Below are 20,032 nucleotides of genomic sequence, written 5' to 3' on the forward strand. Positions count from 1 at the left end.
GCAATGGTCAACCGGTGGTATGACGAAGTGCACATCGCCGAGCGCCTCGCGGTACCGAAGTTCACCGGCATCCGCCGCTACCGTTCCCTGGTGGAGCCTCTTGAGCACCTGGCGATATGGGACGTCGAGGATGCGTCCTGGCCGTTCGACCTAGCCTACCGGGCCATCCCGACTGAACTGTGGCGCGACCGGCTCGGCCACCTGCGAGGCAAGTCGACCCGCATCGGGTGGGAAGAGATATCGACCACCGCGCCACCCCGGCCGAACCCCGCCGACGCGACGGCCCCGGGCATCCGCATGGTGCTCATGGAGATTCCGCCGCAGCACGCCGCCGATTTCAACGAGTGGTACGACCAGGACCACATTCCCGAGTTGCTGAAGCGCCCGCAGTACCTGGGCATCCGGCGGTTTCACCGACTCGACTCCGACGATTACCTGGCCGTCTGGTATCTCACTGATGGCGGGTTGCATCTGAGGCCGAACTTCGTGCCCGCCGAGCCGACCGAGTGGGGGCGTCGCGTCGCCGGCTACCGGCGCCGGACCGAGCACTCGTCGTGGTTGGAGATCCCCACTGTGCTCTCGAAACACGACTCATGAGAGATCCTGCGGTGATCGTCGATGCGGGTGTGCACGTGTGGCGCGCGGAGCATCGATCTCGGCCATGGCCCCCTGGGCGCGAGGAGCCGCAGCGTGAGGAGCCGTTCGGAGTCGACGAACTGCTCGGGCTGATGGATGCGTCCGGCGTCGACCGTGCAGTCGTCGTGCCGCCGATCTGGGTGGGCGAGGACAACACCGAAGTCCTCGAATGGGCGGCGCAGCATCCACAACGGATCGCGGTCATGGGCCGCCACCCGTTCACACCGGAGACGGTCGGTCAGCTCGCCGCCTGGCGCGACCAGCCAGGCATGCTCGGCATTCGGATGAGCTATCCGAAGGCGGAGTTCGGCGACTGGCTCGACCTCGACCACGCCGACTGGTTCTGGTCGGCCGCAGCACGCGCGGGCCTGCCACTGTTCGTGCTGTGTCAGAACCAGGCCGGGCGGCTCGCGCCGATTGCGCAGCGGTACCCGCAGCTGCCGCTGATCGTCGACCATCTGGCGCTTCGCAACATCCGGCTCGATCGGCTTGCGGGCCGCGACGCAGACGCGTTCGAACGGTTCGACGAGCTGCTGGAGCTCGCACGGTTTCCCAACGTGCACGTGAAGTTCTCATCGCTGCCGACCTACTCCAACGAGCCGTACCCTTACCACGACCTCGACCTCGGTCTGCAGCGAGCGCGCGATGCCTTCGGCTCCGAGCGGATCATGTGGGCGTCCGATCTGACCCGGATGTCTCTGCTCGAGAACCCACCCGAGTACACGGAACTGCTCGGGCACGTGCGCGACGAGCTTTCCTTCCTATCGTCGGCCGAGCGCGGTGACATCTTGGGTGGCACTGCGCTGCGAGTGCTCTGGTGCACTGAGCCTTGATATACCGATTCGGGGTTGCTGGTGGTGGGCTTGTCGTTGGTGTCGCGTTTTCGAACGTTCGTGGCGAGAACTGATGCCTATGCGGCTATCTGTGACGACGATGATCGCCGGGCTCGAAGTCGCGATCTGCGCGGGAATCGCGTTCAGGGAAGAGATTCAAAGGACTTGAGAGCAGGGAAGTTCCCGCGGCAAACCGCGGTACCCGTGGCGGATAGTGACTCGGCTGGAGGACGCCGGGCGAACATGAGGGGTGGGGCGTACGCGTCGGGAGACCGGGGCGCACGGGATTACGGCTGCACGCGCGCAGTGCGGCCGTCGACGGCGACGATGTCGCCGGGGTGCAGCTGTCGGCCGCGGCGGCGCTCGGTCTCGCCGTTCACGGCGACGAGCCCGTCGATGATGGCTTCCTTGGCGTCGCCGCCCGAGTCGAGCAGGCCGGAGAACTTAAGGAACTGGCCGAGCCGGATCGTCTCGCCCCCGATGGGCACGTCGTCGATCCGCTCGGTGTTTGCCATTCCAGCATGCTAACCCGATCGGCGTCGGAGGCCCTTGCTAGCCTGGCGCCGTGCGATGGCTTGCGGACGAGGCGGGTGGTACACGCGTTGTCCCGCCCTCTCCGGGGCTACCCCGGGGTACGCAGGCTGATCAGGAACGACCGCCGCAGGCACCTCACTGCGCTTCGCGCAGACCGGCGCCCGCACTGATGGACGAGTCGTCCGCAAGTCATCGCCTTTCGTTCGTACTGCGCAGGTCGGGAGTTGCGGGATGACGGATGCGGCGACGCCCGCATCCAGGGTGCTCGCGCGCACACCGCATCCGCTGCCGCGCGATGTCGCCGCGGCGCTCGGTGATGCGTTCCTCGCCGCCGAGGCATGGGAGCGGGCGGCGCTGATCGACGCCGGCGCGGATGTCCTTGGTGCGCGGCGCCGCTGGCTCGGCCCGCTCGTGCGCGACGTGCTGACGGAGCTCGCGCGTCCGCCGAGCGACGCCCCGCGGCTGCTCGTGTCGGTGATCGTCCGCTCGTCGGCGTTCCTCGAGGCCGTGCGCAAGGCCGAGGAGCGCGGGTCGCCGCTGCGCATCCGGCACCGCGTCATCGCGCCGTCAGTGTCGCGGGAGCCGACCGGGGCGCTGCCCGCCATCGGCGACGTCACCGACCTCGCCGCCCTGCTCGAGATCGACCTCGGCCGGCTGCAGTGGCTGGCCGATGTGAAGCACTGGAACCGCCGCGCGCGCTCACCCGCTCTCCAGCACTACCGATACGAGTGGCGCCGGCGCCCCGGGCGGGTGCCGAGGCTGCTGGAGATCCCCGAGCAGCGGCTGCGCCGTGCCCAGCGCCGGCTGCTGCACGCCGTGCTCGCGCTCATCCCCGTCAACGACGCCGCGCACGGGTTCCTCCCGGGGCGCAGCGCCGCGACGGGCGCCGCCCGCCATATCGGGGCGGAGACGGTGATCTCACTCGATCTCACGACGTTCTTCGCGCGCGTGACGGCCCCTCGCATCTACGGTGTGCTGCGCCAGAGCGGGTTCTCGGAGCCCGTCGCGCACACCATGACCGGGCTGTGCACCACCGCCGTGCCGCCGGCGGTGCTCGCCGCGATGCCGCCCGGCGGATCACCCGATGAGCGGTTCGCCCTGCGCCGCGCGCTCGCCTCGACCCACCTTCCGCAAGGAGCACCGTCGTCGCCGATGCTCGCGAATCTCGCCATCCGACGGCTGGATTCTCGCCTGACCGGCTGGGCGGATGCGCTCGATGCGACCTACACGCGCTACGCCGACGACCTCGCGTTCAGCGGCGGGCCGGCGCTCGCCCGGCGTGCGGATGCGTTCATCCGCGGTGCCAGGCGCATCATCGCCGACGAGGGCCACGAGGCGAATGCGCGCAAGACGCGCGTGCGGGGCCGAGGGGTGCGGCAGAGCGTCACCGGGATCGTCGTCAACGAGCGCCTCAACGTCTCGCGTGACGACTACGACCGGCTGAAGGCGATCGTGCACAACTGCGTCGTGCACGGCCCTGCCACACAGAATCGAGGTGGGGTCGCCGACTTCCGAGCCCACCTGCTCGGCCGGATCTCGTGGGTCGAGAGCCTGAACGCGCGGCGCGGCGAGCGCCTGCGCGCCGAATTCGCCCGCATCCGCTGGTAGTGGGCTCGTTTGTGGGTTCCCCATGTCGGAGTCGGTCGTTAAGTTCGGAACATGGACGACACGACCACCCCCGAACAGCGGCCCGCGATGAGCACGGCGACCTCGGCCGACGGAACGCCGATCGCCTTCAGTGCGACCGGTTCCGGCCCGACGGTCGTGATCGTGAACGGAGCGCTGTCTGTGGCCGCCGATGCCGCGCCGCTCGCCCAGGGCCTGAGGGATGCGGGGATGCGTGCGGTGGTGTGGGATCGTCGGGCGCGCGGCGGCAGCGGCGACCGGGCGGGCTCGACCCCCGATGACGAGATCGCCGATCTCGCGGCGGTGATCGACGCGGTCGGAGGCGCGGATGCCGTGCTCGGGCACTCGTCGGGTGCGGTCCTGGCGCTCGCCGCGGCCGTCGCCGACGTCGCGACTGGAGCGCTCTTCCTCTCCGAACCGCCCATCGACTTCGACGGGACGGGTTTCGACTCCGACTTCGTCGAACGCCTGCAGGGGCTGGTCGACGACGGGCGCGACGCCGATGCGGTGGCCGCGTTCCAGCGCGACGCTGTGGGCCTGCCGGCTGAGATGGTCGAGGCCGCCCGTGCGAGCGGGCAGCTCGACGCCCTCGCTCCGCTCGCGCAGTCGGTCGTCTACGACGCCCGACTGACCCTGCGGATGCGGCAGGCGAAGCCGGCGCAGGTCTCGCCCCGTGCGCGCATGGTCGTGATCCGCGGCGAGCAGACCTTCCCGTTCCTCGTGGCCGCCGCCGACCGCCTCGCCGACGTCGTCCCCGAGGCCGAGCTCGTCATCGACCCCGCATCGGCCATGCACCGCCCCGACCCGGTATCCACCGCCCGCATCATCGCCGACCGCCTCTGACGAGCGATACGCGGCAGACCGTGTCGGGGGGAGGAGCGGTCTCGACTCGACCGGAGTCGTGAGAACCAGGTGATGTATGATTACATCATGTTGCGCACTCAGATCTCACTGACCGAAGAGGATCGACGCATCCTCGATGCCGAGTCGGCGCGCACCGGTCGATCGCTGTCCGCGCTGATCCGCGATGCCGTCACGCGGACCTATGGCTCCCGGACGGACGTGAAAGCGGATGTTCAGGCGATCGACGCCGCGTTGGGAGCATGGCGCGACCGGGATGTGGATGGCGCGGAGTACGTCGAGATCCTCCGCTCCGGCGAGCGGCTCCACGAGGCCCAGACGAAGTGAGCGTTCTGGTCGATACATCGGTGCTCATCGATGTGCTCCGTGGCGAAGCCGCCGCGGCAGAGGTCCTCCGTGACGCTCGCATGGACGGCCCGCTTCACGCCAGCGAGGTGACTCGGCTGGAAGTGCTCGCGGGCATGCGGACCGCAGAGGAGACCCGCACTCGCGCGTTGTTAGAGATCCTCGACTGGCGTCCGCTGGACGCACAGGTCGCCGAGGTAGCCGGTGAGCTCGGCAGACGATGGCTCCCAGGCAATCGCGGTATCGATGCCGCAGACCTGGCGATCGCGGCGACCGCCGTGCTTCTGGATGCGCCACTGCTCACGCGGAACGTCAAGCACTTCCCCATGTTCGCAGGGCTTTCTGCGCCGTACTGACCAAGGTTCTCGACGCGATCAGATCCGCTGATCTAGGCTCGCGAGGCATGGCCCTCGTTGATCACCTCGGAATGACCGTAGAAGACGTCCCCGCCGCGACCGCGCAGTTCGATCCCGTGCTCACCGCGATGGGATACACGCGCCGCGACGCCGAGACCTCGGTGTCGTGGGACTGCGGCACCGAGACCGAGCTCATCCTGATGCCCGCTCGCGAAGAGGGCACCGGTCCCCACCGGCACGGCAGGGTCGGCTGGCAGCACCTCGCCTTCGAGGTCGGCTCCCGCGAGGAGGTCGATCGCCTGCACGCGATCGCGGTCGAGGCGGGCTGGACGGTCGTGCGCGAGCCGAAGACCTATCCGCGCTTCACCGAGCGCTACTACGCCTCGTTCGTGGAGGACGCCAACGGCATCCGCATCGAGTTCATGCACAACCCGCCGCGCGAGGCGTAGCGGCTACTCGACGGCGCGGACCGTCAACTCCATGCCCATGGCGCGGTGATTGCTCACCGAGCACCATCCGTCGATGTGGGCCGCGACGACGCCGACATCGATCTGCGCCTGCTGGCCCGGCGGCACGCGATCCGAGCCGGTGCCGTTGTCGAAGACGAGGTCGTGGATCTGGTCACCCGTGTTCTCGAAGGTGACGACGAGCTCATCGCCGACGGGCACCTCGATGACGTCGGGTACGAAGTGCATCCCCTGCACCGACACGGTCACCTCGGTGGTGTGCCCGGTCGGCTCGGCGTCGGGGCCGCTCGCGCATCCGCTGACGGCGAGGAGGGCGACGGCGAGAACTCCCGGGAGGGTGACGAGGCGACGAGGGGAACGGCTCACGGCAACCTCCGAAGTGATCGAGCGTCGTGGATCCATCTTCGCCCACTGACGCTGAGTGTCGCGCGCGCGGGTGAGCAGACTCAGGCGAAGCGGATCGCGGCGCGCAGTCGCGTGCGCACGTCGAACAGCTCGGTGCCGCCCAGCACGCGTGAGCCCGGTGCGCCCGAGCGCAGCAGAGTTCCCAGGGCGCTGCGCCGCACGACCACCACGGGGATGCCGCGCCCACGGCCCAGCGGCATGACGGCGTCGCCGAGGTCGTCGTCGGGCAGCACGACGATCGCCCCGCCGAAGCGCACGCGGGCGGTGCGCGCGACGCCGCGGATCCGTCCGAGCAGGGCCGTGACCGGCGCCGGGCTCGTCACGTTCGCCCCCACGATCTCGCCGCCGCGGAAGCCCACGACGCCGCCGTAGTCCTCCGAGGCGACGCCGTACAGCCCCGACGAGCCGAGCACGACGTGATCGAGCTTGGTGGGGGCGCTCGCCGTCGCCCCGACGACGGTGGCCACGTCGTGCCAGGCGGTGAAGCCCATCCCCAGCTCGTCGATCATGAGCGCTGTCTCCTCCTCGGCCAGCGCGTCGGCGAGAAGTCGGCGCACTGCGCGCGGCAGCGTGCGTACGAAGGCCGCCGCATACGGATCGGGAACGGAGGCGGATCCCGCCCACTCGCGCACGAGGGCGAGGTAGCGCTCGCGATGCCACCGACCCGCCTCGCCGTATGACTGCGCGCGCATTCGCGACCCGCGACGCGCAGCCGGGGCGTACGACCCGCTCCACCCGCTCGGGGCGGAGAATCCGTGCCCGCGGTCGTACCGCGCACGCTCGCCGGGGCTGCCGATCAGCTCCCACGCCCGCTGCACCTGGAGGAACACGGCCGCGTCGCCGCCGGTGTCGGGATGGGTCTCGCGCAGCCGGACCCGGTAGGCGCGCCGCAACCCGTCGTCGTCGATCGCGGCGTCGACGCCGAGCGCCTCGTACGCCGAGACCGAGAGCGGACTGTCGAACACCGCACTCCCTCCGCCCGTCGCGCCTTCCAGGCTATCCCGTGCTTCGAGGCGTGGCGTGCCCCCTCGGCAACGGGCGGCTCAGCCGTCGAGCTGCCCGGCGCAGGGGCCGGAGGCGTCGAGCGCCCGGTACAGCGCCTCGGCGTCGAACACCGCACCCACGCCGGTGGAGGCGGAGGAGAGGGCGCTGCGCACCTGCGCGTACTCGGCGTCGCTGAATCGCTCGCGGGCGTCGTCGTACGAGGGGAGCTCGATCGTCGCACCGTCGCCGTTCTTCACCGCATCCGCATCATCGGGCAGTGCGTCGCGCAGCGCATCCGGATCGGCAGCGAGGCCCGCGGCGGCCAGCTGCGCCATCGTCTCGTACGAAGCCTGGGCGAGCACATCGTCACACGAGACAGACGGCGCGGCGGTCGAGGAGCACGCGGTCAGGGCCACGGGGAGGGCGAGCGCGGAGAGGAGGAGTGCCGGCATCCGGTGTTCTCGAGCGAGCATGCGTGCAGTCTAGGCGCGCAGATGCAAGAACGGTTGACGCGGGAAACCCCCTGCGCCCCGCACCTTGCGCCGAGCCGAGCGGCGCGGATTCCGCGCGTAGACTGGAGCGGAAACCCCTTCAGAGGATCGACCATGCCCACTGCCGCCTCCCGGACGTTCAGCGTGCGCCACGCACAGCTCGCGCGCGCCCTCTTCGCCGCGATCGCGGCGGTCATGATCACCTTCTCGCCCGACCACTCGGCCGCCGTGGGCCTGGCCGTCTTCAGCGGGTTCGCGCTGTCGACTGCTCTGCTGCTCGCGCTCGCCGCCTGGCTCGTCGCGAGCCCCGGCGGGCGCTGGCCCTACGTGCTGCTCGCCGCGATCGGCTTCCTCGCCGGCATGGCGAGCGGTGTGGCGATCTGGCGCACGACGGTGCTGTTCTTCGTCGTCGTGATCGCGTGGGGCGCGCTCAGCGGACTCGTCGAGCTGCTTGCGGGCCTGCGTGCCCGAAAGGCGGCCCTGGCCGCGGGGCAGCCGACCGATGTCGCACGCGATCACATCCTCGTCGGGGTCTTCGGGCTGCTGCTGGCCGTGGCCGTCGCCGTCGTGCCGGCCCAGTACGCGTGGGGCTACACGATCGAGGGCGCCGGCGACTTCGTGCTCACCGGCATCACCCTCGCGGTCGGCATCTTCGGTCTCTACGCCGCGTTCGTCGCCGTGTTCCTCGGGATCGCCGGCCTCTCGCCGCGCGCGGCGGCATCGTCCGCGGTCGAGGATGCGGATGCCGCCGCCACGACCGCCGAACGAGGAGGTGTCGCGTGACCGACAAGCCCACCCGTCGCGAGCTGCTGCGCCCGCTGCATCTGCTCGGCATCGGCTTCGCCTGCGGCGCCTTCGCCGCTGTCGTAACGCTCATCTCCACGGGCGCCTTCACCTCGCGCGTCGTCAACGCGGTCGCGCACGGCACCTACACCGGGCTCACGCCCTGGGGGCTCGCGCTGGTCGTCGGCGGCGGCGCATTCATCGTGACGCTGCTCCTGCTCGCGATGCTCATGCTCGCCGTCGATCCCGCGCAGGTCGTCAAGACCGTGGATCGCCCCGTGCTCTACGCCGAGGAGCCCGACGCGGCCGGATCCGAGACGACGGGCGCCGCAGACGGTGCGGCCGATCGCCCCACCGAGCCGGGCGACGATTCCACCGCTCGCTGACGCATCCCATCCGCGAGAGCGCTGCGCCCGTCAGCGGGCAAGGCGCTCGGCGAGACCGGTGTACGTTGCCGGGGTGAGCGCGAGCAGCCGCTGCTTCGCGGCATCTCCGATGTCGAGCCCCTGCACGAACTCGACCAGCTCGGCGGCTCCCACGCGGTGCCCGCGGGTGAGATCCTTCAGCAGAGCGTAGGGGTCGGTGATCGTCGAGCGGCCTGCGACGACCTCGGCGCGGATGACCGTCTGGATCGCCTCGGCCAGCACCTCCCAGTTGCCGTCGAGGTCGGCGAGCAGCACGTCGCGGGCGAGGGAGATCTCATCCAGCCCGCGGCGCAGGTTGTCCAGCGCGAGCAGGGAGTGTCCGAGAGCGACGCCGATGTTGCGCTGGGTCGTGGAGTCGGTGAGGTCGCGCTGCATTCGGCTGGTGACGAGGGTCTGCGACAGGGTCGCGAGCAGGCCGCCGGAGATCTCGAGGTTCGCCTCGGCGTTCTCGAAGCGGATCGGGTTGATCTTGTGCGGCATCGTCGACGACCCGGTCGCCCCCGCCACGGGGATCTGCGTGAAGTAGCCGATCGAGATGTAGGTCCAGATGTCGGTGGCGAGATTGTGCAGGATGCCGCCCGCGTGCCGGATGCGGTCGTACAGCTCGACCTGCCAGTCGTGCGACTCGATCTGCGTGGTGAGCCCGTTGAAGTCTAGTCCGAGCCCCTCGATGTACGCACGCGAGATCCCCGGCCAGTCGGCGTCGGGTTCGGCCGACAGGTGCGCCGACCACGTGCCGGTCGCCCCGGAGAACTTCGCGAGGTACTCGGAGGCCGAGATCCGCTCGCGCACGCGCTCCAGGCGTGAGGCGAACACGGCGAGCTCCTTGCCCATCGTCGTGGGGGTCGCGGGCTGGCCGTGCGTGCGCGACAGCATCGCCGCATCCGCGTGCTCGGCGCCCAGCGTCCGCAGTTTCGCGATCACCGCATCCAGTGCGGGCAGCCACACCCCCTGCACGGCGCGTTGCACGGTGAGGGCGTACGAGGCGGAGTTGATGTCTTCGCTCGTGCACGCGAAGTGCGTGAGCTCCGCCACGGCGTCCAGGCCCAGGGTGGAGAGCCGGTCGCGCACGAGGTACTCGATCGCTTTGACATCGTGCCGTGTGACGGCCTCCTTCTCGGCGAGCCAGTCGATCTCGGCCTGCCCGAACTCGCGGTACAGCCCGCGCAGGCGCTCCTTGTCGGCGTCGGCGAGCGGTGCCGTGCCGAACAGCGAACGGTCGGTGAGGGCGATCAGCCACTCGACCTCGACCTCGACGCGCGCGCGGTTGAGCCCCGCCTCGGAGAGGTAGTCGGCGAGCGGCGAGACGGCGGCGCGGTAGCGGCCGTCGAGCGGGCTCAGCGGCTGGTCGGGCAGAGCGGGGAGCGCGGGCTGGGAAGTCAGGGGAGTCCTCCTTATCGGGGCGCCCTCGGCGCCGGTGGCCGGATCGCGGATTCGGCGGGCGGATCAGGCCGCAAGCCGCTCTTCGATCATACCGAGCGGCGCCGACCGGCCTCTCCCGAGAGCGGGGCGGCGCGCAGCGCGGGCTCGAGCTGGCGGAACAGCGCATGCACCGCGCCCTCGATGACCGACAGCACCTCGTCGAAGGTGCGCGCATCGGCGTAATAGGGGTCGAACACGTCGAGCTCTCGTGCACTGTGATCGAACGACAGCAGTAGCGACACCTTGCCCTCCTCGGATTCGTCGCGCGCCCACTGGCGCAGGCTCCGCTCATGCGTGCGATCCAGGGCGATGACGAGGTCGTTCTCGGCGAAGGAGTCGTAGGTGAACTGCCGTGCGCGGTGCTGCGACCCGTCGTAGCCGCGGCGGGTGAGGGCATCGAGCGTGCGGGCATCGGCGCGTTCGCCGACGTGCCAGTCGCCCGTGCCCGCGCTGGAGGAGAGCACGCGATCGCCGAGGCCGTGCGCGGTCGCGATGTCGCGCAGCACCGCCTCCGCCATCGGTGAGCGGCAGATGTTGCCCGTGCACACGAAGATGACGCGGAACCGGTCCGTCTCGGTCATGGACTCATCCTGCCGCACAGTGTCAACCTGCTGCACAGAGTTTTCCTGTCGCACGAGTCAACCTGTCGCATCGGGTTTCGGGTCCGGATGCCGAAGGTCTTCCTCCCCAGGGCCGTGCTGGTCGCGGACTGTTCACCGGTGGTGCGATCCGGCCCCCGCGCTGCGGACGGATGCGCGAACGTACTGCCATGGCATACTCCTTCCTCCCCGATGAGCCCTCGTCCGCCGCCGCCTGGTCCGTCTTCGAAGCGCGCCGGCTGCTCTCCGGCGCCGTGGAGCGGCTCGAGCAGAACGGCCAGGAGCTCATCCGGCTCGCGGAAGACACCCACTGGCATTCCAAGGGCATCGCCGCGCTCAACCGGTCGCTCTCCGCACGCTCGCACGATCTGGCGTACATCGCCATGCGCGTGGGCGTCGCGGCCGAAGAACTGCCGGTGCTGTGATGCCCGCCATCGACACGCAAGGGATCGCCGCGGGCGGTCGGGAGGAAAGGACCATGGATGAGTGACATCGACATCTCGCACGGCGGGGCGATCGCCGTCGACACCGAGGTGCTGCGCGAGACGTCGTGGCGCATCCGCACCATGACCGACGAACTCGCGCGCGTCGAGAGAGATCTGCGCTGCGTGCCGGGTGTGCTCGACGGCACCCGGCTCGAGCTCGGCGGCCTGGCGGAGCAGACCGCCGCCCTGCACGACCTGGTGGCCGAGCTCGACAACGATGCGACGGGCACGCTGTTCCTCGCCGACGCGTACGAGATCGCCGAGATCCGGGCACGGGCCGCGTTGCTGGCCTCGTCGGATCCGGACGAGGCGCAGGCGCTCCTTCGCGATGCCGACCGGCTCGCGACGAGGAATCCCGCGGCGGGCGTGGGGGCTGAGCACCTGATCCGGGCCTGGCGCGACAGCGCGTCGGCGGGGTTCATCGACCAAACCCGGTGGGCGACGCTCCTCGGTACGGCCGGACCGCAGACTGCGGGCATGGTCGCAGCGTCGCTCGTGAGCATGATCAGAGGGCTCGGCAAGGGCGCGATCCCGGCCGGCACACGCCTGGCACCAGCCGAGCACAGGGTCACGATCAGGCCGATGCGGGTGAAGGGCCCCTCGGGGCCGCCCGCCGGTCTCGAAGACGCGCTGGAGCGCATCCCGTCCGAGGGCGACGCGCAGGTGCGCGTGGAGACCTACCGGATGCCGGACGGCGCGACCCGCTACCTCCTCTACGCCGGCGGCACGCGTCTGGGTCTCGACGGCACCGAGCCGTGGGACATGACCTCGAACACCGAGCTGTACCTCGACCGCACTGAGTCGGCGTCGTACCGGGCGACGATCGACGCGCTGCATGCGGCCGGCGCAGGGCCCGGAGACCGTATCGATGTCGTCGGCTATTCGCAGGGCGCGGCGATCGCGACCCATGTCGCACTGGCCGGCGAGTTCGAGGTCGGCACCGTCGTCACCTTCGGCAACCCGGTCGCCGCGGAGTTCCCCGACGACACGATGAGCGTGGCGGTGCGGCACACCGACGATCTGGTCTCTACGCTCGCCGGGGGCGACCTGGGAGCGGGCACCGGGTCGCCCGACAGCATGGTCATCGAAGGCGTGGGCGACCCCGGGCAGGGTCTGCAGGACGTGCTGCTGGCCGCGCACATGCGCGACGCCTACGGTGACACGGCGGCGAAGGCGGACGCCTCGGGCGACCCGCGCATCGACGCCTTGCGGGAGCGCTTCGCCGAGCTCGATGAGGCCGTCGACATGGTCGCGACGGAGTACGTCGCGCGCCGCGAGTGAGCGCGCTCAGCCGCGGCGGAGGCAGCCGCTCGAGGCTCAGCGCCGGTTCTTCTTGCGCTGCGGACGAAGGATGGCGCCGAAGACCGCGTTGATGATCGCGATGATCAGCGCCGCGACCACGCCCCACCAGAAGTGGTCCACGTGCAGGCCCCACCCGAACATCCCCGTGATCACGGCGGTCAGCCACAGCAGGAAGCCGTTGATGACGAGGGAGATGAGTCCGAGGGTGAGGATGTACAGCGGGATCGCCACGATCTTGACCACCGTGCCGACGATCGTGTTCACGAGCGCGAAGATCGCGCCCACGACGAGAAGCGTGAGCACGAGCTGCAGCGTCTCGCCGGGGGCGAACGGGGTGATGCCCACCTGCAGGATCGGGATGAGCGTCACGACCCAGATGGCGAAGGCATTGATGACGACGCGGATGAGGAATCTCATGGTGTGCCCAGTCTCGCACGCGGTCGTGGGAGCTGTCGCAAGATCTGCGACGATCCAGGGTCACCGGATGTGCGTGCGGAACGCTTCGGCGATCTCGGCGAGCGACGCCAGGCTCTGCGCCGTGCGGAGCACCAGGTCGAACGCCGCCTCCGTGTCCATGTCGATGACACGGGCGTTCATCTCGAGGAACGTGAGTGTGAGGATCCAGGAGAATCGCTTGTTCGCGATTCTCCGTTCCCAGGCCGCACGCTCGTAGACTCGGCGGAGTGAGCGAGCCGATCCTTCCCCGCATCCGTCCCGAGATCGCAGCCCTCCCGCCGTATCGGCAGGGCAGGCAGGCAGGGGCCGATGCGTTCAAGCTCTCCAGCAATGAGAACCCCTTCGATCCGCTGCCGCAGGTGGCCGAGGCGCTCGCGCGCACGACACCGGTCAACCGCTATCCGGATGCGACGGCGGGGGCGCTGCGCGCCCGGATCGCCGAGCGCTACGGCGTCGAGACTGATGCCGTGCACGTCGCCTCCGGCAGCGTCGCGATCCTGTACCAGCTCGTGCAGGCCGCGGCGTCGGCGGGCGACGAGGTCGTCTACGCCTGGCGCTCGTTCGAGGCGTACCCCGGTCTGCCGCTCGTGGCGGGGGCGACCGGCGTCCCCGTGCCGCTGCTGCCCGATGCCCGCCACGACCTCGACGCTATGGCCGCCGCGATCACCGACCGCACCCGCGTGGTGATCGTCTGCACGCCCAACAACCCCACCGGTCCGATCGTCACCGGCGCCGAGTTCGCCGCGTTCCTCGAGAAGGTGCCCGCCGACGTGCTCGTGCTGCTCGACGAGGCGTACGCCGAGTTCGTCACGGCCGACGGCGCGGTCGACGGCATCGCGGAGCGGATCTTCGAGGCGCACCCGAACGTCGTCGTGCTGCGCACTTTCTCGAAGGCGTTCGGGCTCGCCGGCCTCCGCGTCGGCTACGCGATCGGCCACCCGCGCGTGCTCGATGCCGCGCGCACCACGGCGATCCCGCTGTCGGTGACCTCGGCCGCCGAGGTCGCGGCGATCGCGAGCCTGGATGCCGAGGCCGAGCTGCGCGAGCGGGTCGCCGTGGTCGTCGAACGGCGCACGGCGCTGCGCGACGGCCTGCGCGCCCAGAGCTGGGACGTGCCGGATGCGCAGGGCAACTTCATCTGGCTCCCCACCGGGGCCGGAACCATGGATGCGGCGGCGGCGTTCGACGCGGCGGGCGTGATCGTGCGCCCCTTCGACGGCGACGGCATCCGCATCTCGGTCGGCGAGGAGGAGTCGATCGCTCGCGTGCTCGACGTCGCCGCATCCCTCCGCTGACGTCGCCGACCCCTCGCCACACCCGGCGGCCGAACCGCCCGAGGCCCGGAGTTCCGCGGAGTTCTCGGCGTTCCAGGCAAGTGCGAGGGTGCCCTAGGTATACGTGACCGCGCATGCCGACGCGGGTAGCGTGTGGGTCGTGACCGATGCCGATACCGCACTCGTCCGCGTCCTCGACGCCACCGGTGCCCGCGCCCCGAGTCCCGCCGCGGAGGAGTACCTCCCCCTGATCGACGCCCTTCCGGATGCCGAGCTCGAGCAGCTGCACCGCGACATGGTCGTGATCCGGGCGATCGACACCGAGGCGACCAATCTGCAGCGCCAGGGCCAGCTCGCCCTGTGGCCGCCGAGTCGCGGTCAGGAGGCCGCGCAGGTGGGATCGGCCAGGGCGGCGCGCCCGCAGGACACCCTGTTCCCCTCGTACCGCGAGCACGCGGTCACGCGCATCCGCGGCGTCGATCCCGTCGACATCATCAAGGTCATGCGCGGGCTCTCGCACGGCGGCTGGGATCCGACCGATCCCGCTGGCGGCAACACCCGCATCTATACGCTCGTGCTCGCCTCGCAGACCCTGCACGCCACCGGCTTCGGCATGGGCCTGGTCTTCGACGGCAAGTGCGGCACGGGCGACCCGGAGCGCGACGAGGCCGTCATGGTCTACTACGGCGACGGGGCATCCAGCCAGGGCGACGTGCACGAGGCGATGGTGTTCGCCGCGAGCTACCGCACGCCCGAGGTGTTCTTCCTGCAGAACAACCAGTGGGCGATCTCCGTGCCGGTGAGCACGCAGTCGCCGGTGCCGCTCGTGCGCCGCGGCGGCGGATACGGCATGCCCTCGATCCGTGTCGACGGCAACGACGTGCTCGCCAGCTACGCCGTCACCCGACGCGCGCTCGACGAGGCGCGTGCAGGGGACGGCCCGCGCGCCATCGAGGCCGTGACCTACCGGCTCGGTGCGCACACGACCAGCGACGACCCCACCAAGTACCGGGGCCGCGACGAGGAGGACGACTGGGCCACGCGCGATCCGATCGCACGGATGCGCGCCTACCTGGAGAGCCGGGGCGCCGCGGCGAGCCTGTTCGACGACGTCGACGCCGAGGCCGCGGATGCCGCCGCCGACCTCCGCACCCGCACGCTGACGCTGCCGGTGCCCGGCCCCGACGCGATCTTCGACCACGTGTACAGCGATCCGCATCCGCTCATGGCCGAGCAGAGCGCGTGGCGCGCGCAGTACGAGGCCTCGTTCGAGGAGGGCACCGCATGAGCACCGACACCGGCATCGACCCCGCCGTCGCCGAGACGTCCGCATCGAAAGGCGTCGAGACGATGCCCTTCGCCAAGGCGCTGAACGCGGGGATGCGCGCCGCGATGGAGAACGATCCGCGCGTGCTGCTCATGGGCGAGGACATCGGGCGCCTGGGCGGCGTCTTCCGCGTCACCGAGCACCTGCAGCGCGACTTCGGCGAGCAGCGCGTGCTCGACACACCCCTGGCCGAGTCGGGCATCGTGGGCACGGCGATCGGGCTGGCGATGGCCGGGTTCCGGCCGGTGTGCGAGATCCAGTTCGACGGATTCGTGTTCCCCGCGTTCGACCAGATCACCACGCAGCTGGCCAAGATCACCAACCGGCATGAGGGTGCGATCTCGATGCCCGTCGTCATCCGCATCCCGTACGGCGGGCACATCGGCGCCGTCGAGCACCACCAGGAGAGCCCGGAGGCGTACTTCACGCACACCCCGGGGCTGCGGGTGGTGTCGCCGTCGACGCCGAACGACGCGCACTGGATGATCCAGGAGGCGATCGGCTCGAACGATCCGGTGATCTTCATGGAGCCCAAGAGCCGGTACTGGGCCAAAGGCGAGGTCGACCTCTCGGCCTCGGCCGTGCAGCTGCACTCCTCGCGCATCGTGCGGCGGGGGAGCGATGTGACCCTCGTCGGGCACGGGGCCATGGTCGCCACGCTGCTGCAGGCGGCCGCGCTCGCCGAGGCGGAGGGCACGAGCTGCGAGGTCGTCGATCTGCGCTCGCTCTCGCCCGTCGACTACGGCCCCCTCCTCGACTCGGTGCGATCCACCGGCCGCATGATCTACGCGCAGGAGGCGCCGGGGTTCACGAGCCTGGGCAGCGAGGTCGCCGCGACCGTCATGGAGCGCGCCTTCTACGCCCTGGAGGCGCCCGTGCTGCGGGTGTCGGGGTACGACGCCCCGTTCCCGCCCGCCAAGCTCGAGGGCACGTATCTTCCCGACCCCGACCGCATCCTCGAGGCCGTGGATCGCGCGCTGGCCTACTGACTCTCTCCCCAAAGGATCACGAACATGAGCACGCAGACCTTCACCCTGCCGGATGTCGGCGAGGGACTGACCGAGGCCGAGGTCGTCTCGTGGCGGGTCGCCCCCGGCGACGTCGTCGCCGTCAACGATGTGATCTGCGAGATCGAGACGGCCAAGTCGCTCGTCGAGCTGCCCTCACCGCATGCGGGCACCGTCGGCGAGCTGCTCGTCGACGAGGGTCGCACGGTCGATGTCGGCACCCCGCTCATCACGTTCGTGGCCGAGGGGGCGACCGAGGGGTCCGCGCCGGATGCTCCTGCGACGGCCGCCGAGGCACCGGAAGAGGGCAGCGGATCCGTGCTCGTCGGCTACGGCTCGGGCGCGGGCGCCACATCCCGCCGGCGGAAGAAGCCCACGCGCGATGTGCGCTCGTCGGTGGGCGTCATCGCCAAGCCGCCGATCCGCAAGCTCGCTCGCGACCTCGGCGTCGATCTCGCCGCCGTGACAGCGACCGGAGCCGACGGCGAGGTGACCCGCGACGACGTCGTGACCCACGCCGAGCAGGCCAGCGTGTTCCGCAACATCGAGACGCCCGAGTGGGGCGCCGTGCGCGAGGAGAAGATGCCCGCGCCGGCGACCGCGCCGGTGGGTCTCGCACGAGGCATCGCGCCCGCGCCCGCGGGAGACCCGGAACGCACGGAGTCGATCCCGGTAAAGGGCGTGCGCAAGGCGAGCGCATCCGCCATGGTGCAGAGCGCCTACACCGCCCCGCACGTGACCGTGTGGAAGGAGGTCGACGCCACGCGCACGATGGAGCTCGTCAAGCGGCTGAAGGCCTCGCCCGACTTCGCCGACATCAAGGTCTCGCCGCTGCTCATCATGGCCCGCGCCGTGATCTGGGCCGTGCGCCGCACCCCGATGGTCAACGCCGCATGGATCGAGACCGACGACGGCGCCGAGATCGCCGTGCGCCACTACGTGAACCTCGGCATCGCCGCCGCCACCCCGCGCGGCCTGCTCGTGCCGAACATCAAGGATGCGCAGAACCTCGGCATGAAGGATCTCGCGCGAGCCCTGAACCGCCTCACGCTCACGGCCCGCGAGGGCAAGACGGCTCCGGCCGATCAGCAGGGCGGCACGATCACGATCACCAACATCGGCGTGTTCGGGATGGATGCGGGCACCCCCATCATCAACCCCGGCGAGGCAGGCATCGTGGCCATGGGCACGATCGCGCAGAAGCCGTGGGTGGTCGACGGCGAGGTGCGCCCCCGCTGGGTGACGACGGTGGCCGGATCCTTCGACCACCGCATCATCGACGGCGACGGCATGAGCCGCTTCGTCGCCGACGTCGCCGCCGTGCTCGAGGAGCCGGCGCTGCTCGTCGATTGAGCCGGCTGCGGCGGGAAGGGTGCCCGGCGCATCCGTAATTGATAATGGTTCTCATTTAGGTTAGTGTGTGACGCGTGAAGCGAACCATTCCCCTCCTTGCCGCCCTGTCCGTCTCCGCCCTCGCGCTCGCCGGGTGCGCCTCCGGTGCCGCCGCAGAGGGCGACGGCACGACATCCGGGGGGCTGACGGTGGTGGCGACCACGAACGTCTACGGCGACATCGCCGCGACCATCGGCGGCGACCGGGTCGACGTGCACTCGATCATCACCTCGGCGACGCAGGATCCGCACTCGTACGAGGCGAGCGCGCGCGACCGGCTCACGGTGCAGGATGCCGACCTCGTCATCGAGAACGGCGGCGGCTACGACGCGTTCATGGACACGCTCCTCGCCGACGCGCAGGACGTTCCCGTGATCATGGCGGTCGAGTTCTCGCACGACTACCCCGGCGCCTCGTCGCACGAAGACCACGCCGACGCGGATGCCGAAGACGCCGATCACGCCCATGACGACGCGGACCAGGAAGACGCCGATCACGACCACGGCGACCACGAGGGTCACGACCACATCGAGGGCTTCAACGAGCACGTGTGGTTCGACCCGCACACCATGATCCATCTCGCCGAGGACATCGCGCACCACCTCGGCGAGCTCGACCCCGAGGGCGCCGATGACTACGAGGCGAATGCGGCCGTGCTGATCGGCGAGCTCGAAGACGCCGAAGCGCAGCTGGACGCCCTCAAGGGCACGGCCGGCGGCGCGGGCGTGTTCATCACCGAACCGGTGCCCGGCTACCTCGCCTCGGCCGCGGGCCTGGAAGACCTCACCCCCGAGGGCTTCGCCGAGGCCGTGGAGGAGGGGCGCGACGTGCCTCCCGCCACGCTGCTCGCCGCGCTCGAGGTGATCGACGGCGGCACGGTGCGCGCCGTGCTCACCAACGCGCAGACCGGGGGCGCCGAGACGCAGAAGGTCGAAGACGCGGCGACCGCCGCGGGCATCCCCGTCGTCGCCTTCAGCGAGATCCTTCCCGAAGGAACGTCGTACGCTGAGTGGATGCGTGACGCGATCGGGTCCCTCGCCGCAGCGCTCGACGCGTGAGCGCGACGGGTGCGCGCCCCGCGCGCCCGGCCTCCGCGGGGGAGAACGGCTCCGCGTTCGACGACGCCGCTGTTCTGACGATCCGCGGCGCGGCCCTGCATCGCCCGCAGGGCCGCGGCCGCGATGACCGCGAGCTGTGGTCGGGGCTCGACCTCGACGTCGCCCCGGGCGAGTTCATCGCCGTGCTCGGGCCGAGCGGATCCGGCAAGACGACGCTGCTGCGGAGCATCCTCGGCCTGCAACCGCTCAGCGCGGGCAGCATCCGCATCGAGAGCCGACCCGTGCAGCGCGGCGACCGCCGCATCGGCTACATCCCCCAGCAGCGGCCGTTCGCCGCCCACACGAGCATGCGCGCGAGAGACGTCGTCGCGCTCGGCGTGCAGGGCCCCCGATTCGGCCCGCCCATCGCCCGCCGTGGCGACCGCGAACGGGTGGATGCGGTGCTGCGCGATGTCGGCGCCGCGCACTTCGCCGACCGCCGGGTGGGCGACCTCTCCGGCGGCGAGCAGCAACGACTGCGGGTCGGGCAGGCGCTAGTGGATCGTCCCTCGCTGCTGCTGTGCGACGAACCCCTGTCGAATCTCGACCTCGCCAACCAGCAGGGCGTCACCGACATCATCGACCGCCAGCGGCGCGAGCACGGCGCGGCGGTGCTGTTCGTCACGCACGACATCAACCCGATCCTCGGGCGGGTCGACCGCATCCTTTACATCGCCGGCGGCCGGTTCATGCTCGGCACCCCCGACGAGGTGCTGCAGACCCGCGTGCTCACCGACCTGTACGGTGCGCCGGTGTTCGTGCTGCGCGCGGGCGACCGGCTCGTGGTCGTCGGCATCCCGGATGCCGAACCGCACCACGCGCACGACCACGACGACGATCCGCGGAGCGCCGCATGATCCCCGGCCCGCACGTGCTCCCGGGATCGACGCCGGCGCCCGACGAATCGCCCCGGTTCGTCGGGAGG

General features: G+C 70.6%; 24 protein-coding genes. 17 read left to right on the top strand and 7 right to left on the bottom strand.

All coding sequences use genetic code 11. The features are described from left to right. Positions 1-3: 3 nt before the first annotated feature. A complete protein-coding gene (locus BKA02_RS05980; RefSeq protein ID WP_179432203.1) occupies positions 4-597 on the top strand; it encodes a DUF4286 family protein in 594 nt (197 codons plus the stop codon). Further along, positions 594-1,469 carry an amidohydrolase family protein gene (locus BKA02_RS05985; RefSeq protein ID WP_179432205.1) on the top strand — a complete coding sequence of 292 codons (876 nt, stop codon included), beginning with the start codon at positions 594-596 and terminating at the stop codon, positions 1,467-1,469. Before BKA02_RS05980 ends, BKA02_RS05985 begins: the two co-directional genes overlap by 4 nt. A 287-nt stretch (positions 1,470-1,756) precedes the next feature. On the opposite strand, the gene BKA02_RS05990 is transcribed toward BKA02_RS05985, so the two are convergent. Continuing rightward, positions 1,757-1,984, bottom strand: a complete 228-nt coding sequence (locus tag BKA02_RS05990; RefSeq protein WP_179432207.1) for an RNA-binding S4 domain-containing protein — start codon at positions 1,982-1,984, stop codon at positions 1,757-1,759. 250 nt (positions 1,985-2,234) lie between these two features. Here BKA02_RS05990 and BKA02_RS05995 point away from each other — a divergent pair, with 250 nt between their 5' ends. The 5 genes from BKA02_RS05995 to BKA02_RS06015 all read left to right on the top strand — a co-directional run bounded on the left by BKA02_RS05995 (position 2,235) and on the right by BKA02_RS06015 (position 5,640). Next, positions 2,235-3,611, top strand: coding sequence for a reverse transcriptase family protein (locus BKA02_RS05995; RefSeq protein ID WP_179432209.1), 1,377 nt, complete (start codon positions 2,235-2,237; stop codon positions 3,609-3,611). A 51-nt stretch (positions 3,612-3,662) separates the two neighbouring features. Beyond that, complete coding sequence (locus BKA02_RS06000) at positions 3,663-4,472, top strand: alpha/beta fold hydrolase (protein ID WP_246285982.1); 810 nt, start codon at positions 3,663-3,665, stop codon at positions 4,470-4,472. A gap of 87 nt (positions 4,473-4,559) precedes the next feature. Further along, positions 4,560-4,817: a ribbon-helix-helix protein, CopG family gene (locus BKA02_RS06005; protein ID WP_179432212.1), complete on the top strand. Its 258-nt coding sequence runs from the start codon at positions 4,560-4,562 to the stop codon at positions 4,815-4,817. Continuing rightward, positions 4,814-5,191, top strand: a complete 378-nt coding sequence (locus tag BKA02_RS06010; RefSeq protein WP_179432214.1) for a PIN domain-containing protein — start codon at positions 4,814-4,816, stop codon at positions 5,189-5,191. The genes BKA02_RS06005 and BKA02_RS06010 overlap by 4 nt, the downstream gene beginning before the upstream one ends. A 47-nt stretch (positions 5,192-5,238) precedes the next feature. Beyond that, positions 5,239-5,640, top strand: coding sequence for a VOC family protein (locus tag BKA02_RS06015; protein ID WP_179432216.1), 402 nt, complete (start codon positions 5,239-5,241; stop codon positions 5,638-5,640). Between the two features lie 3 nt (positions 5,641-5,643). Here the strand turns inward: BKA02_RS06015 and BKA02_RS14480 are convergent, their stop codons facing one another. The 3 genes from BKA02_RS14480 to BKA02_RS06030 form a co-directional block, all read right to left on the bottom strand. After that, positions 5,644-6,024: a cupredoxin domain-containing protein gene (locus tag BKA02_RS14480; protein WP_179432218.1), complete on the bottom strand. Its 381-nt coding sequence runs from the start codon at positions 6,022-6,024 to the stop codon at positions 5,644-5,646. A gap of 80 nt (positions 6,025-6,104) precedes the next feature. Continuing rightward, positions 6,105-7,028, bottom strand: coding sequence for a DnaJ domain-containing protein (locus BKA02_RS06025; RefSeq protein WP_179432220.1), 924 nt, complete (start codon positions 7,026-7,028; stop codon positions 6,105-6,107). A 78-nt stretch (positions 7,029-7,106) separates the two neighbouring features. Beyond that, a complete protein-coding gene (locus BKA02_RS06030; protein ID WP_179432222.1) occupies positions 7,107-7,520 on the bottom strand; it encodes a hypothetical protein in 414 nt (137 codons plus the stop codon). Positions 7,521-7,652: 132 nt separating this feature from the next. On the opposite strand from BKA02_RS06030, the gene BKA02_RS06035 reads away from it, so the two are divergent. Both BKA02_RS06035 and BKA02_RS06040 read left to right on the top strand, forming a co-directional pair. Further along, positions 7,653-8,321 carry an acyl-CoA synthetase gene (locus BKA02_RS06035; protein ID WP_179432224.1) on the top strand — a complete coding sequence of 223 codons (669 nt, stop codon included), beginning with the start codon at positions 7,653-7,655 and terminating at the stop codon, positions 8,319-8,321. Next, positions 8,318-8,707 carry a hypothetical protein gene (locus BKA02_RS06040; protein ID WP_343045360.1) on the top strand — a complete coding sequence of 130 codons (390 nt, stop codon included), beginning with the start codon at positions 8,318-8,320 and terminating at the stop codon, positions 8,705-8,707. The genes BKA02_RS06035 and BKA02_RS06040 overlap by 4 nt, the downstream gene beginning before the upstream one ends. Before the next feature lie 30 nt (positions 8,708-8,737). Here BKA02_RS06040 and purB read toward each other — a convergent pair whose 3' ends face one another. Then, positions 8,738-10,129: an adenylosuccinate lyase gene (gene purB / locus BKA02_RS06045; protein WP_179435257.1), complete on the bottom strand. Its 1,392-nt coding sequence runs from the start codon at positions 10,127-10,129 to the stop codon at positions 8,738-8,740. Positions 10,130-10,215: 86 nt separating this feature from the next. Beyond that, entirely contained in the window at positions 10,216-10,749 is a 534-nt protein-coding gene (locus BKA02_RS06050; RefSeq protein ID WP_179432226.1) for a low molecular weight protein-tyrosine-phosphatase, read from the bottom strand. Positions 10,750-10,937: 188 nt separating this feature from the next. Here BKA02_RS06050 and BKA02_RS06055 point away from each other — a divergent pair, with 188 nt between their 5' ends. Next, entirely contained in the window at positions 10,938-11,192 is a 255-nt protein-coding gene (locus BKA02_RS06055; protein ID WP_179432228.1) for a hypothetical protein, read from the top strand. 57 nt (positions 11,193-11,249) lie between these two features. Next, entirely contained in the window at positions 11,250-12,533 is a 1,284-nt protein-coding gene (locus BKA02_RS06060) for an alpha/beta hydrolase (RefSeq protein WP_179432230.1), read from the top strand. Positions 12,534-12,569: 36 nt separating this feature from the next. Here the strand turns inward: BKA02_RS06060 and BKA02_RS06065 are convergent, their stop codons facing one another. Continuing rightward, on the bottom strand, positions 12,570-12,971 hold the full coding sequence (locus tag BKA02_RS06065) for a phage holin family protein (RefSeq protein ID WP_179432232.1): 402 nt from the start codon (positions 12,969-12,971) through the stop codon (positions 12,570-12,572). Positions 12,972-13,237: 266 nt separating this feature from the next. Between BKA02_RS06065 and BKA02_RS06070 the strand changes: the two genes are divergently transcribed. The 6 genes from BKA02_RS06070 (at position 13,238) to BKA02_RS06095 (ending at position 19,964) form a co-directional block, all read left to right on the top strand. Continuing rightward, positions 13,238-14,305 (top strand): histidinol-phosphate transaminase, encoded by a 1,068-nt coding sequence (locus tag BKA02_RS06070; protein ID WP_179432234.1) that lies wholly within the window; start codon positions 13,238-13,240, stop codon positions 14,303-14,305. Positions 14,306-14,444: 139 nt separating this feature from the next. Then, positions 14,445-15,572 (top strand): thiamine pyrophosphate-dependent enzyme, encoded by a 1,128-nt coding sequence (locus BKA02_RS06075; RefSeq protein ID WP_179432236.1) that lies wholly within the window; start codon positions 14,445-14,447, stop codon positions 15,570-15,572. Next, complete coding sequence (locus BKA02_RS06080) at positions 15,569-16,600, top strand: alpha-ketoacid dehydrogenase subunit beta (RefSeq protein WP_246285983.1); 1,032 nt, start codon at positions 15,569-15,571, stop codon at positions 16,598-16,600. The genes BKA02_RS06075 and BKA02_RS06080 overlap by 4 nt, the downstream gene beginning before the upstream one ends. Before the next feature lie 24 nt (positions 16,601-16,624). After that, positions 16,625-17,971, top strand: a complete 1,347-nt coding sequence (locus BKA02_RS06085) for a dihydrolipoamide acetyltransferase family protein (RefSeq protein ID WP_179432239.1) — start codon at positions 16,625-16,627, stop codon at positions 17,969-17,971. 74 nt (positions 17,972-18,045) lie between these two features. Then, the gene (locus BKA02_RS06090; protein WP_179432241.1) at positions 18,046-19,068 is read left to right on the top strand and encodes a metal ABC transporter solute-binding protein, Zn/Mn family; all 1,023 of its coding nucleotides are present in this window, start codon (positions 18,046-18,048) and stop codon (positions 19,066-19,068) included. Between the two features lie 74 nt (positions 19,069-19,142). Further along, positions 19,143-19,964, top strand: a complete 822-nt coding sequence (locus tag BKA02_RS06095) for a metal ABC transporter ATP-binding protein (RefSeq protein WP_179435262.1) — start codon at positions 19,143-19,145, stop codon at positions 19,962-19,964. Positions 19,965-20,032 lie beyond the last annotated feature (68 nt).

Source organism: Microbacterium pseudoresistens, assembly GCF_013409745.1.
GTDB lineage: Bacteria > Actinomycetota > Actinomycetes > Actinomycetales > Microbacteriaceae > Microbacterium > Microbacterium pseudoresistens.

Excerpts from the sequence above, each read along its gene's own strand:
- BKA02_RS05980 (WP_179432203.1), top strand. The coding sequence starts at position 4 with ATGGTCAACCGGTGGTATGACGAAGTGCACATCGCCGAGCGCCTCGCG.
- BKA02_RS05985 (WP_179432205.1), top strand. The coding sequence starts at position 594 with ATGAGAGATCCTGCGGTGATCGTCGATGCGGGTGTGCACGTGTGGCGC.
- BKA02_RS05990 (WP_179432207.1), bottom strand. The coding sequence starts at position 1,984 with ATGGCAAACACCGAGCGGATCGACGACGTGCCCATCGGGGGCGAGACG.
- BKA02_RS05995 (WP_179432209.1), top strand. The coding sequence starts at position 2,235 with ATGACGGATGCGGCGACGCCCGCATCCAGGGTGCTCGCGCGCACACCG.
- BKA02_RS06000 (WP_246285982.1), top strand. The coding sequence starts at position 3,663 with ATGGACGACACGACCACCCCCGAACAGCGGCCCGCGATGAGCACGGCG.
- BKA02_RS06005 (WP_179432212.1), top strand. The coding sequence starts at position 4,560 with ATGTTGCGCACTCAGATCTCACTGACCGAAGAGGATCGACGCATCCTC.
- BKA02_RS06015 (WP_179432216.1), top strand. The coding sequence starts at position 5,239 with ATGGCCCTCGTTGATCACCTCGGAATGACCGTAGAAGACGTCCCCGCC.
- BKA02_RS06030 (WP_179432222.1), bottom strand. The coding sequence starts at position 7,520 with ATGCTCGCTCGAGAACACCGGATGCCGGCACTCCTCCTCTCCGCGCTC.
- BKA02_RS06035 (WP_179432224.1), top strand. The coding sequence starts at position 7,653 with ATGCCCACTGCCGCCTCCCGGACGTTCAGCGTGCGCCACGCACAGCTC.
- BKA02_RS06050 (WP_179432226.1), bottom strand. The coding sequence starts at position 10,749 with ATGACCGAGACGGACCGGTTCCGCGTCATCTTCGTGTGCACGGGCAAC.
- BKA02_RS06055 (WP_179432228.1), top strand. The coding sequence starts at position 10,938 with ATGGCATACTCCTTCCTCCCCGATGAGCCCTCGTCCGCCGCCGCCTGG.
- BKA02_RS06060 (WP_179432230.1), top strand. The coding sequence starts at position 11,250 with ATGAGTGACATCGACATCTCGCACGGCGGGGCGATCGCCGTCGACACC.
- BKA02_RS06065 (WP_179432232.1), bottom strand. The coding sequence starts at position 12,971 with ATGAGATTCCTCATCCGCGTCGTCATCAATGCCTTCGCCATCTGGGTC.
- BKA02_RS06080 (WP_246285983.1), top strand. The coding sequence starts at position 15,569 with ATGAGCACCGACACCGGCATCGACCCCGCCGTCGCCGAGACGTCCGCA.
- BKA02_RS06085 (WP_179432239.1), top strand. The coding sequence starts at position 16,625 with ATGAGCACGCAGACCTTCACCCTGCCGGATGTCGGCGAGGGACTGACC.